General features: G+C 75.0%; 12 protein-coding genes, 2 tRNA genes and 1 pseudogene. 5 read left to right on the forward strand and 10 right to left on the reverse strand.

Going from position 1 to position 14,327, the window contains the following annotated elements:
* The first annotated feature begins 80 nt into the window (after window positions 1-80).
* Window positions 81-614, forward strand: coding sequence for a DUF4149 domain-containing protein (locus ACYQ02_RS09115; protein ID WP_460040130.1), 534 nt, complete (start codon window positions 81-83; stop codon window positions 612-614).
* Window positions 615-648: 34 nt separating this feature from the next.
* On the opposite strand, the gene mtnA is transcribed toward ACYQ02_RS09115, so the two are convergent.
* The 3 genes from mtnA to ACYQ02_RS09130 all read right to left on the reverse strand — a co-directional run bounded on the left by mtnA (window position 649) and on the right by ACYQ02_RS09130 (window position 3,102).
* Entirely contained in the window at window positions 649-1,758 is a 1,110-nt protein-coding gene (gene mtnA / locus ACYQ02_RS09120; RefSeq protein WP_460040131.1) for an S-methyl-5-thioribose-1-phosphate isomerase, read from the reverse strand.
* Window positions 1,755-2,207: an EscU/YscU/HrcU family type III secretion system export apparatus switch protein gene (locus ACYQ02_RS09125; RefSeq protein ID WP_460040132.1), complete on the reverse strand. Its 453-nt coding sequence runs from the start codon at window positions 2,205-2,207 to the stop codon at window positions 1,755-1,757. The genes mtnA and ACYQ02_RS09125 overlap by 4 nt, the downstream gene beginning before the upstream one ends.
* Window positions 2,208-2,763: 556 nt before the next feature.
* Entirely contained in the window at window positions 2,764-3,102 is a 339-nt protein-coding gene (locus tag ACYQ02_RS09130) for a hypothetical protein (protein ID WP_460040133.1), read from the reverse strand.
* An 814-nt stretch (window positions 3,103-3,916) separates the two neighbouring features.
* Between ACYQ02_RS09130 and ACYQ02_RS09135 the strand changes: the two genes are divergently transcribed.
* Complete coding sequence (locus ACYQ02_RS09135; RefSeq protein WP_460040134.1) at window positions 3,917-4,867, forward strand: hypothetical protein; 951 nt, start codon at window positions 3,917-3,919, stop codon at window positions 4,865-4,867.
* Window positions 4,868-5,072: 205 nt separating this feature from the next.
* On the opposite strand, the gene ACYQ02_RS09140 is transcribed toward ACYQ02_RS09135, so the two are convergent.
* Together ACYQ02_RS09140 and ACYQ02_RS09145 are read right to left on the reverse strand one after the other, a co-directional pair.
* Window positions 5,073-5,723 carry a hypothetical protein gene (locus tag ACYQ02_RS09140; RefSeq protein WP_460040135.1) on the reverse strand — a complete coding sequence of 217 codons (651 nt, stop codon included), beginning with the start codon at window positions 5,721-5,723 and terminating at the stop codon, window positions 5,073-5,075.
* 174 nt (window positions 5,724-5,897) lie between these two features.
* Window positions 5,898-6,647, reverse strand: a complete 750-nt coding sequence (locus tag ACYQ02_RS09145) for an N-acetylmuramoyl-L-alanine amidase (RefSeq protein WP_460040136.1) — start codon at window positions 6,645-6,647, stop codon at window positions 5,898-5,900.
* Window positions 6,648-7,134: 487 nt separating this feature from the next.
* Between ACYQ02_RS09145 and ACYQ02_RS09150 the strand changes: the two genes are divergently transcribed.
* The 3 genes from ACYQ02_RS09150 to ACYQ02_RS09160 all read left to right on the forward strand — a co-directional run bounded on the left by ACYQ02_RS09150 (window position 7,135) and on the right by ACYQ02_RS09160 (window position 8,215).
* Window positions 7,135-7,207 (forward strand) — tRNA-Ile (locus ACYQ02_RS09150).
* 76 nt (window positions 7,208-7,283) lie between these two features.
* Window positions 7,284-7,355: transfer RNA gene (locus tag ACYQ02_RS09155), tRNA-Glu, on the forward strand.
* A 647-nt stretch (window positions 7,356-8,002) separates the two neighbouring features.
* Window positions 8,003-8,215: a hypothetical protein gene (locus ACYQ02_RS09160; RefSeq protein ID WP_460040137.1), complete on the forward strand. Its 213-nt coding sequence runs from the start codon at window positions 8,003-8,005 to the stop codon at window positions 8,213-8,215.
* A 181-nt stretch (window positions 8,216-8,396) separates the two neighbouring features.
* Here ACYQ02_RS09160 and ACYQ02_RS09165 read toward each other — a convergent pair whose 3' ends face one another.
* The 5 genes and pseudogenes from ACYQ02_RS09165 to ACYQ02_RS09185 all read right to left on the reverse strand — a co-directional run.
* The gene (locus ACYQ02_RS09165) at window positions 8,397-9,191 is read right to left on the reverse strand and encodes a response regulator (protein WP_460040138.1); all 795 of its coding nucleotides are present in this window, start codon (window positions 9,189-9,191) and stop codon (window positions 8,397-8,399) included.
* Window positions 9,188-10,453 (reverse strand): sensor histidine kinase, encoded by a 1,266-nt coding sequence (locus ACYQ02_RS09170; protein ID WP_460040139.1) that lies wholly within the window; start codon window positions 10,451-10,453, stop codon window positions 9,188-9,190. The genes ACYQ02_RS09165 and ACYQ02_RS09170 overlap by 4 nt, the downstream gene beginning before the upstream one ends.
* Window positions 10,454-10,679: 226 nt before the next feature.
* On the reverse strand, window positions 10,680-11,798 hold the full coding sequence (locus tag ACYQ02_RS09175; protein WP_460040140.1) for an ABC transporter permease: 1,119 nt from the start codon (window positions 11,796-11,798) through the stop codon (window positions 10,680-10,682).
* Window positions 11,795-12,961 (reverse strand): ABC transporter permease, encoded by a 1,167-nt coding sequence (locus tag ACYQ02_RS09180; RefSeq protein WP_460040141.1) that lies wholly within the window; start codon window positions 12,959-12,961, stop codon window positions 11,795-11,797. Before ACYQ02_RS09180 ends, ACYQ02_RS09175 begins: the two co-directional genes overlap by 4 nt.
* Before the next feature lie 11 nt (window positions 12,962-12,972).
* Window positions 12,973-13,842: pseudogene (locus ACYQ02_RS09185) on the reverse strand (ABC transporter ATP-binding protein); the annotation flags it as partial.
* Window positions 13,843-14,327: the final 485 nt, after the last annotated feature.

A 14,327-nucleotide genomic window follows, 5' to 3' on the forward strand; every position in this document is an offset into this window, starting at 1 on the left:
CCCGAACCCCACCCGCACCCGAAACCCCGTGCGCCCCCGAAGGGCGCCGCCGGTGCGTACTTGAAGGAGGAGGGCCGTCCATGCCGCGGGCCTGGCGCAATCTGTACGTCCTGCTGATGGCCGCCTGGTTCGGCATCATGGGCTACTACACGGGCATCCTGACCCCGACCCTGACCCGGGCCTTCCCGGAGGACTTCGGGACCATCGTGGCGGCCCTCTTCCCCGGCTACTTCCGCCTGGGGGAGATCCTCGCCTTGGCCGCCGTGGTGGCGGCGCTGGTGGAATCCCGCGGGCGCCGGGCAGGGACCGGGCGGGGCGGTGCCCCCGGCGCCGGGGGGCGGCTGGCCGTCGGGCTGGCTGCCCTGGCCCTGGTGGTCGTCAACCGGGAGGTGGTCCTGCCCATGGCCCACGCGGCCCGGGGGACCGGGTCCTTCGGAGCCCTCCACGGCCTTTCCATGGGGTTGAACCTGCTGACCGCCCTGCTGGCCCTGCTGGGGGCGGTGAGCGGCCTGGTGGCGCCCGCCGCCGCCCCGCCCCGTCCCGCCCCCGCCGGCCCCCGGCCTCGGCCCGGGGCTACCCCGGATTCCGGCGCAGGGGATGCCGGCCGCCGGTAAGGCGCCCTCGGGCGGGGTCGACCGGGCCGGCGGATCACGAACAGCCCACGTCCTGGGCCGGGCGGCCCGCGGCCGCCGGGCCGGGTTCCTCCGCCGCGGCCAGAGCCCCGATGGCCTCGCGGTAGGGTGGCCGCAGCACCCCCCGATCGGTGACGATGGCCGTGATCAGCTCGGCCGGGGTGACGTCGAAGGCCGGGTTGAAGACCGGCGTCCCCTCCGGCGCCCAGCGCACGCCGCCAAACCCCGTGACCTCGCCGGGATCCCGCTCTTCGATGGGGATGGCGTCCCCCGCCGGGACGCCGGGGTCGACGGTGGACCACGGCGCCACCACGTAGAAGGGCACCCCGTGGTGGCGGGCCAGCACCGCCAGCATGTAGGTGCCGATCTTGTTGGCCGTATCCCCGTTGGCGGCGATGCGGTCGGCACCCACCAGGACCGCGTCGACCCGGCCGGACCGCATCAGGGAGGCGGCTGCCCCCTCGACGATCAGGGTGTGGGGGATCCCCTCCTGCCGGAGCTCCCAGGCGGTGAGCCGGGCCCCCTGCAGAACGGGCCGGGTCTCGTCGACCCAGACGTGGCGGAGGCGTCCCTTTTGCCACGCGGTGCGGATGACGCCCAGGGCCGTGCCGTGGCCGCCGGTGGCCAGGGCGCCGGTGTTGCAGTGGGTTAGCACCCGGGCCCCCACCGGCAGGAGGGCGGCGCCGTGCTCGGCCATGCGCAGGCACATGGCCAGGTCTTCCGCCTGGATCGCGCGGGCCTCGGCCTCCAGGCCCGCGGCCACCTCCTGCACCGGGGCGCCGGCGGCCCGCAGCCGCCGGTACCGGTCCTCCATCCGGGCCAGAGCCCAGTGGAGGTTGACGGCCGTGGGCCGCGTGGCCGCCAGGCGGCGCAGGGCCGCGACGACGGGGTCCCCGGCCGGGACCCCACCGGCGCCACCGTCCTCCGTCCGGGCACCGGAGGCGGCCAGCGCCACGCCGTAGGCCGCGGCGATGCCGATGGCCGGCGCCCCGCGGACGGCCAGGGTCTCGATGGCCCGGGCCACCTCCTCCACCGAGGAACAGGCCAGCCAGGCTTCCTCCGCCGGCAGCCGGCGCTGGTCGAGGATGTGGACCACGCCGGCTTCGTAGCGCACCGGTTGGATCACCTTCCGCCCCCCTGTCTTGCTTCCCTGGCGTCTCCGCGGGTGGAACCCGGCTCCCCGTCCAGCCCCCAGCGGGCCGCCAGGCCGCGGCCTTGGGGATCGCGCCGGGTCCGGCCTGCCGGCCCGGCCGGGGCGGCGGGTGAACCGGCTCCCGGGCTCCCCGGCTCCGCTGGCGGCGATGCCGGCGGCGTTGGCGCCACTGGCCGCCCCTCCGATCCGGCTGCCATCTGCTCGTCCAGGGCCAGGGCCAGGGCCATGATCTCGGCGACCACCTCGAACAGGGCCGGCGGAACGGCCTGCCCCGGCGGGATGCGGGCCAGGACCGGCGCCAGCGGCGAGGTGACGTGGACCACACCGGCCTCCCGGGCCCGCCGCAGGATGGCCTCCGCCATGGCGCCGAAGCCCGCCGCCACCACCCGCGGGGCTGGATCGGTGGCCGGATCGTACCGCAAGGCGACCGCCGCCCGCGGCGGCGATGCTCCATCCGCCGGACCCCGGCCGGCGCCGCCGGGCTGGGGAATGGCTGGCGGCAGCGGCCGCGTCTCACCCGGAGTCGCGCCCAACGTAGCCCACCTTCCTCCGGCTTGCAAGGGGGCGCCCCCCTCGGGCCGGCGCCCCGCCCGGGCCACCGGCGTCCCAGGGGCGGCCTCCCTCTGGCCGCCACTCCTTACGAACCGGTCCTTTCGAATGGGGCGCCACGCCCTCCGCATCAGCCGCCCTTCACAGGTCTTCCCCTTTCGCCGGCGACGGCTCGCGGCTGCGGGGAGACCCGCCTTGCCGGCGGCTGCCTTGCCCGGGCCACCACCCCTCACCGGTGATGCACCATGTCCCGCATCCCGCCCGCCGCTCCCCCGCCGGCGATGCCCGCCGCCCCCCGGCTGCGATGGCCCCGTCGCCACCGGCGATCCCTCCGTCGCCGCCGGCTGCGTCCCCTCGACCGGGACCCGCTTGCCGTGCCGCCCGGGGCCCCGCTCCGGCCGGGCGCAGCGGCCGGGCGGGGCGCGAAGTCTATCCACACGGCTTCCCGGGTCCCGCCGAGCGGATCGATGTCCCGGCGGGGTCGAACCCGGCGGCTGCCAGGAGGTGCCGCAGCAGGCGTTGCAAGCCCTCGTCGCTCCAACCCCGGGCGGCCAGGGCAGCGAGCGCCTGCGGGGGAACGGCCAGGTGCAGGTAGACCCGGGATCCCACGCCGGCGGCCCGCACCCGCCACTGCCCCGCCCGCGGCAGCTGCCAGGACACCTCCAGGGTCCAGGGCGGCGGGGCCGCCGGCCCGGGTCCCGGGGCCGGGTTCTCCCGTCCCTCCGGCCGGGGGTCCCGCCCGGCTGGGGCCGCGGTGCCGGGGCTCACCGGCCCCGGAACGGGTACGGGCAAGCCCGTTGCCGGAGCCGGCAAGCCGGCCGGGCCCGCCGCAGCCGGGGGGCCCGGCGGGCCCGCAGGAGCCGCCGGCGCCGGTGAATCCAGCGAGGCCAGAGGCGCCGCCGAAGCCGGTAGACCCGGCGAGGCCGCTAGGGCCGCCGCAGCCGGTGAACCCGGCGGGGCCGCTGAGGTCGCCGGTGCCGGAGGGACAAGGGGGGCTCCTCTGGGGGCCGCAATCCCACTGGGACGGGCCCCGCCGGGATCCGCCGGCGCCAGCCCCTCCCCCGCCGGACGAACCGGCCCCAGGCCGGCGGCACCCAAACTCCCCGGGTCGCGCCCTCCCGCCCCTGTCCTAGCAGGAATGGGCGGGGTGGCCGGCGAATCGCCGAGAACCCCGCCGTGGGGAGCCGCCGGCGGACCGGCCCCCTCCGGCCCGGGGCAAGCAGCCCGCGGCGATCCCTCTGGGGGCATCGCCCGGGGGCCGGCTGTGGAAGGCCCAGCCGGGCGGGCGGCCGGTTCGTCCGCGGAAGAGGGCGCCCGGCGGCCCGGCGACACCGCCAGCCCCGGCGACCCCGTCGCCTCCGGCGTGCCCGGCACCCCCGGGACCCCCGGGACCGGCGGCCGCCGGCGGGGCGGGTCCCCCGGCGCGGGCCAGGCCCCAGCGCCATGGATTCCGTGGATGACCTCAAATGTGCGCCACGGCGTTACGAAAACCCAATCCAACGGCCTCCCAACCTTCGCATCCCGTCGCCGCGGTGGCAAGGGCCGCTACGGCTGGATTAAAATAGGGTAGGAGGGATCGGCGGTGACCGCCAACCTGCTCCCGCTAGAACACCTCACCGACGCCGACTTCCAGTTCCTCGCGGCGGCCGTGTCCCCGCGCCCCGATGCCCGCGACCGCATCGCCCGGCTCCTGCGGGACGGTGGGGAGGCCATCGAGCGGGCGCTGGAGGACGGTCGCACCCACCAGGCATTGCAGGAAGGCGAGGCCGCCCAGCGGATCAGCCCCTACCTGCTCTTCGCCGTGCTGCTACACCGGCACCGGGTGGCCGAGCGGGCTCGGGCCGGGGAGGCGCCGGAAGGGGCGGAGGAACCGGTCCCGGCGGCCCCGGTGGCGCCGCCTGCGGAGACCCGGGCCCCGGCCGGGGACCCGCCCTGTCTCATGCTGGATGGCCCGGTGGACGGGCCCGCGGTCCGCGACGGGGGTCTGGCAAGTCCGGTGCGCCGGCTGCTGGAGTCGCCCTGGACCATCCACTACCTGGCCGAGCTTCTGGCCTCCTTCGCCTACACCCCGCCCGGCATCGCGGCCTTTTCCCTGGGGGGCCGGCAGTTCCGCCTGCCGCTGGCTGAGGTCGACCTGGCGGCGCTGAACAAGGTGGCGCTCCTGGCCGCGGAACCCGAGCGCCTGTCCATTTACCGGCGGCTGGGCGACCTGACGCTGTTCCTGTCATCGGTTGCGGTGAAGGCGGATGAAGGGGCGGGAGCAGCGGCCCGAGAGCGGGAGCTGGAGCGGGAGGGCCGCCGGTTCTACGAGTACGCCGCCCAGCACCGGGGCGCCACGACCACCTACCTGGGCCGCACTTTGATGGACCTGTCCGGCCACTACGCGGTGGCGCGCAGCCTGTTGCGCCGGATCGTCCACCAGGAACTGCCCCAGGTGTATCCCGGCGGGCTGGACCAGATGGCCGCCCGCTGGGGAGACACGCCGCAACCGGGTCTGGTCGCCCTTTCGGCCCCCGAGCGGCCCCTGGAGTGAGCCGCCGGTCCGGCAGCGGGGGTCGCCATCCGCGGGGGTCGCCATCCCCGAGCCTGCGTCTCGCCGCCCGCGGATCCGGCCCGGAGCGGGCTCGGCCGGCGCGATGCTCCGCCCGGGCGGGCAAGCGGCCGTCGCCCCGGGACGCCGCGCTGGCCGGCACGGCCCCGCACACCCGCCCCTACCCGGTGGCGAACCGCCGGCCCCGTCAGGGGACGGCCCGCCCCATTCCGGCGGGGGCCGCCCCCTCCTGCGAGCTCCGCACCCGAACAGCCGGGTCCCCGTCCTCGGCCTCGCCCTCCAGCCCCAGGATCGCCTGCCACGGCCGGGGATAACGGCACCGGCGCCGGCCGCGCTGCAAGGTGAACAGGCCGTCTTCATAGGCCTGGGCGAAGAAGACCGGATCTTCCAGGAGGCGACGGCGGACCTCCGCCATCCACCGCCGTTCCTGGCGCCAGCGGGCCAGCCAGGCCCCCAGATAGAGGACCGCCGCACCGGCGCCGGCAGCCAGCCCCCCCTCCGGCGCCCGCTCCGCCACCAGGAGGAAACCGGCCACCACCGCCAGCGCGGCCGCCAGAAAGCGGGCGTAGGCCTGGGCCAGCAGCGCCAGGTAGAGGGCCGGTTCCACCTCCGCCCGCTGCCGGTACAGGGTCACCACGCCGCGCCGGTCCAGCCGAACCCGGACCTGCCCCTTCCGAATCAGCCGGTGCAGCCGGACGAACAGCACGGCACCGTCCAGGGTCCCTCCGGGCGCAGAGCGCCCTGGCCCCGGAAAGGCATGGCCGCGGGAGGCCGCGTTGCCCGGCCCGGCCACCCCGATCCCCGCGTCCACCCCTGTCTCCGACGGCAGCGATCGCACCAGCCGACCACCCTGTCTCCCCGTGTCGAACGGCGCCGGAGCCCGAGGCCGGCGGCCGCCTGGCGGGTGGTTCTGTCGAAAGGGCTCGAATCCCTGCCGGCCGGTCCTCCCTGGACGATGGGGCTGGGGACGGGGAGCGGGTGGGCGGGTCCAGGCCGCGGCGGGTCGGGGGTTTCAGAGCCGCACCTGGTCGACCCAGACGTCAAAGCCCGCCTCCCGCGCCCGCCGCGCCAGGCGTTCGGCGTTGGCTTCGTTGCGGAAGGAGCCGATGACCACCCGGTACCAGGTCCCCTGGGGTTCCCCTTCCTCCTGAGGCGGGGAGGGCTGGCGGGCCGGTTCGTCCGCGGGCGGTTCCGCAGGCACCCACCGCCGGCCGAAGTACTGCAGCACGCCGCGGGCGATGGCCTCGGCCACCTGCGCCTGGCCCGAGGCCGACGCCAGGTAGCGCGCGTCGCCGCGGTTGGTGATGAACCCGCACTCCACGATCACCGCGGGCATCCGCGACTCCCGGATCACGTGGTAGTAGTCCCGCCCGCCCCGCCCGGCCCGGGAGCGGGCGCCCCGGTTGGTCAAGGGGGTCAACCGGTCCAGCCACTGGACCAGGTAGCGCGCCAGGATGCGGCTGCGCGACCCCGGCTGGACGGAGTGCCAGACCTCGAAGCCGTTGGCCGACTCGTCGGTGTAGGCGTTGCAGTGGATGGAGACGTAGACGTCGGCGCCCCAGACGTTGGCCTCATCGGTGCGGGCGCGCAGAGAGCGGGTCTGGTCACCGGTGCGCGACATGCGAACGGTCAGGCCGTGGCGCGCCAGATGGTCGCGAACGCGGCGCGCGATGGACAGGTTGATCTGCTTCTCCACCAGCCCGTGACCCCGGGCGCCGGGGTCCTCACCCCCGTGACCGGGATCGAGGTAGACCTTGGGCATCGAGGCGTTCTCCTCCTCCGATCTGTCTTGGTTCCGCTCGTCGGTTCCGTTCGTCTTACCAGCGCATCGTGGCCCCTGCGGGCGGCACCGCCGGCGTTGCGTTGGCGCCGTGCACGGTGGTCCCGCGCCCCCGTGGGCCCTGGGCGCATCGGTCAAACAAGGGGTTCCTACCGCCGGCCGGGCGCCGCCTGCCAGAACCTTCCGCCCCTATCTGGAAGCTATGCACCGGCCGGGGTGGGTGCGCCGGGCGTCTGTCCCGGGCTGCGCGGCAGGCCCGGGGGGATGCAGGCCGCCCCGTGGGAGGTTCCCGGCCGCCCCGGGGAGCTTGCGGTGGGCACCCCGCCGAAGCGGGGCCCGTCGAGGACCGGCTGTGGTATAATCGCCCTGCACCCGGCGCTCCTTGCCGGGTCCAGGAAAGCCCGCGGTGGGGGGTGCGGGTTGCGGCCGTCCGCCTCGTTCGACCCCGCCCGGGTCATGGCACCAGCGCGCGCCTGTAGCTCAAGGGTCAGAGCAGCGCCCTCATAAGGCGTGGGTTGTGGGTTCGAATCCCACCAGGCGCCCCGCTCCCGCTGGCGCGGCCGCCACCGCCTTTTCCCTTGCCGGGATCGGGGTCGGTGGCTATAATGCGAGAGGATTGGCCCCATGGTCGAGTGGTTAAGACGCGGGCCTTTCAAGCCCGAGGTAGGGGTTCGATTCCCCTTGGGGCCACACGTGGAACATTTCCCAATCTGGAACGCTCCCCATCGCCCTCGCGGACGCGGGGGTCTTTTTTTGTCGCGGCCCTGGCGCACGACCCTCGCGGACGCGGGGGTCATTGTCGCTGTGGCCGGTTCGTCGGCTCCGGTCCCGCGGTTCCACGGGACGCCCCACCGATGCATGGACACCTCCACGGCCGGGATTGCTATGGACGGACCTTGCGCCGGAGGGGAAGAACCATGACGTGGGAAGGATCGGCTTCCTCCCGACCGGGGGCGGCCACCGGCACCATCCCCCGCCTCTCACGACCCGGGCCGGCCGTCAACGTCCCATCCCGGCCTCGGACGCCGGTAAGGGAGACCCCGGGAGCGCCCGGACGCGCCCTTCGACCGCCGCGGGCGCGCATGCTATCCTTTACCACAACGGGGGCGGCCGGCGAGGGCACGCCGGCGCCGGTGGACCGGCCCGTCGCCAGGCACCCTGACGCGACGGCGGTCTCGAACCCGGCCATCGCGGGCGCATCGTCGCCGGGACGAACCGGCCTGCCCGCAACGCGCCCAGGGCCCGCGCGGGGCGCGGGCCCTGAAACGGCCCAGGGACCGTTGGAGCCGGCGGCCGCCGGATCCCCGTCCCGAACGGTGACCCAGGAGGTGGGCAGCATGCGGATGGAGCAGGTCAAGGCGGAACTGGAGCGGTGGGGCGAACTGATCGTCACCCTGGCCTCAGGGCGCAAGTTCGAGCTCCACATCGGTGACACCGAGTTCGACCTGCAGAACCGGGTCATCCGGATCACCGGGCCGGCGGCCCACTTCGTGCTGGACGGCGACCAGATCGAGCACGTGGAGATGCACTTCAGCCACCCCATGGACTAAAGGCACGTCGGCGCTGCCGGCGCTGGCCAGCGCCCGGCCGGCCCGGCGGCTGCAGCCCCCAACCGCCGGCCACGACGGCGGCCGGCGATGGGAGGCGACGGGAGACGGTTTCCCATTTCGCCGGATGTCCCTCGGCGGCCGGCCGTCCCGGGGCGCCACCGTCCCGGGAACGGCCGGCCTTTCATTTCCGTCCCTCGCGGCCCTGGGGGCTCAGCCAGCCCCGGGCGCGCAACACCGCCTGCACCCGGTCCCGCACCTGCAACCGGGCATAGATCTCGCTGACCAGGTTCTTCACCGTGCCTTCGGACAGATGCAGCCGGGCGGCGATCTCCCGGTTGGACAACCCCTCGGCCAGAAGCTGCAGGACCTCCACCTGCCGGGGGGTCAAGGGCTCGGCCCCCTCGCCCGCCGTGGAGCCGGCCGCCCTTCGGGCGAGGGCGGTTTCCCGGGAGGCTCCGGGTGGCGTTGCCCTTTCCGTCCCGGCGCGAAGGCGGGCGCCATCACCGTCCCGGCCCTGTGGGTTGGCCGGGTCCGGTCCCCCGTCTTCTCCCCCGGCCGGGCCGGCGGGGGAGGAACGGGCGAGCAGGCCCGCCAGATCCCCGGGGATCAACCCGCCGCCGTACACGACGAGCCGGATGGCGTTGGCCAGGTCCTCCGGCGCCATGTCCTTGAGCAGGTACGCGGCGGCACCGGCCGCCAGGCACTGGCGGACCAGCTGGTCGTCGTCGTAGGTGGTCAGCATCAGCACGGGCATCTCGGGCCGCAAGGCCTGGAGCTTGCGCAGGCAGGTGATGCCGTCCATGCGCGGCATCCGTACGTCCAGGAGGGCCACGTCGAAGGGAGCGGCGGCGGCCTGGGCCACCGCCTCCTCCCCGTCGGCCACGGCCGTCACCTGCAGGTCGCCCTGCAGTTCCAAGAGCAATCGCAAGCCGTCCCGCACCAGGGCCTGATCTTCCGCCAGCAGCACGCGGATCATCGCCCATCCCCCACCCAGCCGGCCGGTTCCGCCGCGTCGACGCTCGCGGGCTCGCGCCCAGCAGGCGCGCGCCGCGGCACCGTGATCTCGGTGGTGAAACCCTTGCCGGCCAGGGTCGTGAAGCGAATCGTCCCGCCGAGTCGCTGGATGCCGTAGGTCATGCGGGTCAGCCCCAGGCCCGGAACCAGTTCCGCCGCCCCCCGGCCGTCATCCTCTACGCGCAGGCGCAGGCGAGGGCCGGTGGCCGTTAGCTGGACCACGACGCGCCGGGCCTGGCCGTGACGCACCGCGTTGGTCAAGGACTCCTGAACGGCCCGCTGGACCACGCTCGCCACCAGGGCATCGGTGTCCGACACGCTGGCGGCGTCGGGCTCCAGCAGAACCTCCACCGCGACGCCCGTCGCCGCGCTGAAGTTCGACGCCAGCCGCTGGACGGCGGAGGCCAGCGGCAGGCGGGCGGGATGGAGGGAGCGGCGCAGCATCCGCCGGACCTGGGCGAGCCCGTCACGCAGTCCCTCCTCGACCGCTTCAAGGCGCGCCGCGGCTCCCTCGGGGTCGGCGGGCAGCAGCCGGCGCGCCAGGGACACCTGCAACAGCTGGGCCGTCAGGGTGTGGCCCAGGGCATCGTGCAAGGCGCCCAGCAGCTCTTCCCGCTCCCGTTGCGCCTCCAACTGGCCGCTGCGGGCCGCCAGTTCCGTGAGCCGCTCCTGGGCGGCCGCCAGTCCGGCCACCGCCTGCCGCAACCGGTCCCGCTCGGCCCGGTAGAGCCCATGGACATCACCGTTCCAAGCCGCCGCCAGCAAGACCGCCCCCGCCAGCAAGGCGCCCTGCAGGCCGGCGGCCGACGCCGCCGCGGCCACCGCGGCGAGGCCCGCCGCCGCGTTGATCCACCGGGACAGAGCCGGCCCCGTCACGGTGGACGACCCCATGACCACCGCCGCCACCGTCCCCACCAGGGCGAGGGAGCCGGTACGGGAAACGGCCCACAGGGTCAGCAGCAGGGAAACCACACAGGCGGCCACCGCCGGCCAGCAGGCCCGGGCCGCCGCACCCTGCGGCTGCGGGCCGGGCGCCGCCTGGGCGAGCCTGTCGAGCACCAGGACACCGGCCAGCGCCACGGCGACCGGCGGCGCCGGTCTGGGGGTATCGAGCAGCCACACCGCCGTACCGGTGGCGAAGAGGACCAGGCGGGTCAGGTGGAACCCGAGATCGCCCCACCCCCGGTGTCCTTCCGATTGCCACGGGTCTTTCCACGGGTCCACGCCCATTCCCCCCACCGGCCGCCCGGTCGCCCGGCCGGCGACGATCCGGTGCGGCCGGGCTGCCCCCGCGCGCCACCCCTTCGGCGCCCGAGCGCACCCGCCGGCTGCCGCCCTCCGGTCCCTCGGTCTTGCCTTTCGTCGCCGCCCCGTGGCCTGCGGCAGCCGCCCGGCCGGCCTGGCGGGGCCTGGCGGATCGTCGGCCGGGGCAGGCCGGCAAGGGCCGGGCCTAGGCCGGCGGGCGCCGAAGGCCCATGATCCCGGCCGTTCCGGCCAGCACGCCCATCAGCACCAGGACCGCCACCGCCGGCCCCTGGGCCGCACCCGGGCCGCCGAAGACGAAAGCCTCGCGCAAGCCGTCCAAAGCCCAATACACCGGGCTGAGCCGCGCCACCTCCTGCAGGGACACGGGGACGACGTCCAGGGGCCAGAAGGCGCCCCCCAGCATGGCCGCAAGGGTGCCGACCAGGGACCCCGCGGCATTGATCTGCCGGGAGGTGCGGGTGAAGCCCGCCACGGCCAGCGCAATGCCGCACGCGGCCACCAGCAGCGCCGCCACCGGCAGAGCGATGGCCGGCACACCTGCGGCGAACCAGGGGGCACCGGCCAGGGCGGTGACGCCCACCATGGCTGCCGCCTGCAAAAGCCCGATGAGAAACAGCGCCGCGGCGTGGCCCGCCACCACCTCGCCGTAGGTGGCCCCGGCCACCAGCGAGCGGGACAGCGTCCCCAGCTCCCGTTCCCGGTGCAGGGCGGCCGCCTGGGTGATCAAGGAGACCAGGGCAAACATCGCCCAGAACCCGAAGACCGTGCGCAGGAGCGGGAAGCGGTCCGCCTCCGCCGCAGGCCGCGGTCCCTCGACGACCACCGGCACCGGGCCGGCCGGCTTCCCGGTCACCAGACCGGCCACCACGGCCCGGATCCGCGCGGCCTCCACGCCAGGCTCGGCCCTCGGGCCGTACCAGATCTCGAGCCGCGGCACACCGGCATCCACCGAGCGCGAGAACCCGTCCGGCACCCAGAGCACCACCCGCTCCCGACCCTGGTGCAGGCGGGCCAGAGCTTCCTCCCGTCCCAGCCGCTGGAGGTCCATGGGCGTCGACGACAGGCCGTCCAGCAACGGTCCCACCCAGGGCCCCTGGTCGTCCACCACCACCGCCAGCCGCGGTGGCGCACCGGATGGGACGAACAGGCTGGCGACCACGCCGCCGAAGAACAGGGGCACGATCAGGAGCCACAGCAGGTTGAGCGGCCGGCGCAACGTCCCGCGCGTGGTGGTGACCGCAATGGCCACCACCCGCCGCCAGGCGCCGCCTCCCAGCGGGCGCGCCTCCATCTCCACGGTCATCCCTCCCCCGAGGCTCGTGCCAGGAGCCGGTCCGCGGCCCAGCCCAACGCCACCAGCCCCACCCCCACCGCGGCCAGGCGCAGGCTCTCGTCCCGAACGGCCGCCGGTCCCGCGCCGGCCATCAATTGCAGGTAGCCGTCCAGCATCCAGCGGTTGGGGATGAAGCGGGAGATCCGGGCCAGGATCTCGGGAAAGATGAAGAGGGGCATCATCGAGCCGCCCAGGAACGCCAGCCCCTGGGCCAGGGCGATGCTGACTCCCTCCTGGACCTCCGGAGACCGGGCGAACCCCAGCAGGAGGGCATTGACGCCCGTCGCCGCCAGGGTGGCCCCCAGGGTGAGGAGGATCCAGCCACCCAGATGGCCCCAGTGGACGCCGAAGAGCCCGCGGGTGACCAGGGCCATGACCCCCATGAAGATCAGGCCCACGGCCATGCTGCCCAGGAAGGTTCCCAGCAGGTACGCGGTGGGGCTGACGCCCCCGGCCCGGACGCGCAGGTAGACACCCGTGCCGCGATCGGTGACGTAGGCCTTGGTCCCCTCACGGGTCGCCAGGTAGATCATCATGACCGCCATGCCGGCCGCGTAGTAGGCCATGGCGTCCACCGGCGGAGGGCCGCCGCCCGCCCCCGCCGGCCCTTGCCCGCCCGCCGGCGGGGGTGCCGGGCGGATGGCGATGTCCATCGGCACCGGATGGCCTGGGCCGGCCCCGCCGGCGGCGCCGGATCCGGCCACCGCCGCCTCCCGGGCCAGGGTCTCCACTACAGAAGCCGGGACCGTCCCGGGCTCGGCAATCACCCTCAGCGGCTCCCGGGGGAATCGGGCCGGCAGGACCAGCGCCGCCTCCACCCGCCGCTGCCGGACGGCCGTCAAGGCGGCTTCGCCCGACGCGTACCGTTCGATGTGGACCCATCCGTCCGCCTCACCCGCCGCCAGGACCTGTTCCACCGCGGGCGCCGCCTCCTGCCCGGCCGGGATGACCACCCCCACCCGGTAGGGCCGCTCGGGCCGGTATTCGGGGGAGAAGGCCTGCCGCAGGCTCACCCCCAACACCAGGTTGAAGGCCAGCGGCAGGAGGAACAGGATCAGCACCCCGTGCCAGTCCAGCACGAAGCGCAAGAGCTGGTTGGCCGCGATGATCGCAGCCTGTCGCAACCCGGTCATGGCCACTCCCCCTAATCCCGCAAGGCCCGCCCTGTCAGGGCCAGGAAGACCGTCTCCAGGTCGGGCGTCTCCAGGCGCATCCCGCGCAGCGGGATGCCCAGGCGAACCAGTTCCCCCACCACTGGCGCGGCCTGCTCCGGTCCCTGGGGCAGGAGGAACCGGGCTTCACCGCCCGTCACCTCCACCGGCACGCCCAACCGGCGCGCCACCGTCTCGGGGTCCACGTCGCCGTGCACCTGGTCCCACGGAAGGCGCAGGAGGGCGGCATCGCCGGCCAGGGCCCTCACCTCGTCCAGCGGTCCCTGGGCGATGATCCGGCCGTGGTCCATGATGGCCACCCGCCGGCAGAGGAACTCCACTTCCTCCATGTAGTGACTGGTGTACAAGACGGCGATCCCGGAAGCGGCCAGCTTCCGGATCGCCTCGAGGATGTGGCGGCGGGATTGGGGGTCGATGCCCACGGTGGGTTCGTCCAGCAAGAGCAGGCGCGGCCAGCCCAGAAGGCCGATGGCGATGTTGAGCCGCCGCTTCATGCCGCCGGAGAACCGCTCCACCCGCTGGCCCGCGTGGTCCGCCAGACCCACCAGGTGCAGCGCCTCGGCGATCTGGCGGCGCCCTTCCGGACCCCGCAGGCCGCGCAGGGCCGCGAAATGGGCCATGTTCTGGGCGGCCGTCAACTCGGGGTAGAGGGCGAGATCCTGGGGGACCACCCCCATCAGCCGCTGGGCGTCGCGCCGGCGGGTGGCCAGCGAGAAGCCGCCCACCTCGACCTCCCCGCCGTCCGGCCGCAACAGGCCCGCGATGACGGCCAGGGTGGTGCTCTTGCCGGCGCCGTTGGGCCCCAGGAGCCCGAAGGTCTCGCCGGGTTCCACCGTAAAGGAGACCCCGTGGACCGCCACCTTCTCCCCGAAGCGCTTGACCAGGTTTCGCACCACCAGCACCGGCTGGTGGTCGGGCCCGGGACGCAGCGGCGGCCCTTCGGATTCGGGGCCGCCACGGCGGCGGGCGGTCTCGTCCGGGCCCGGGGCGTCGTCGATGGGATGGAGGCGCGCCGTCATGGTGTTCCACCCCCGGTGTGGCGTTCTGCGCTCTGCCGGTTCCAATGGTAGGGGGCCCGGCAGCGTCCCGGTAGTGACTGCGGTCATGACTTGAAGGTCCCCGGCGGAGGCCCCGGCGGGGGTGGCGGGCTCGAGACGGGGCAAAGGGGCCCCAAGGGCATACCCAGGGCCTCGAGCGTGCGCTATACTCAGGGTGACTGTGCGCATATTTGTGCACATAGGTTGGCGTCCCGGCGCGGAAAGGGCCGGCCGCCGCAGGGTCGCCGGGCCGCGAGGCCGCGGATCGGCGGCAGCGCCGCGGGACGGCG

The organism is Thermaerobacter litoralis (genome assembly GCF_054654595.1).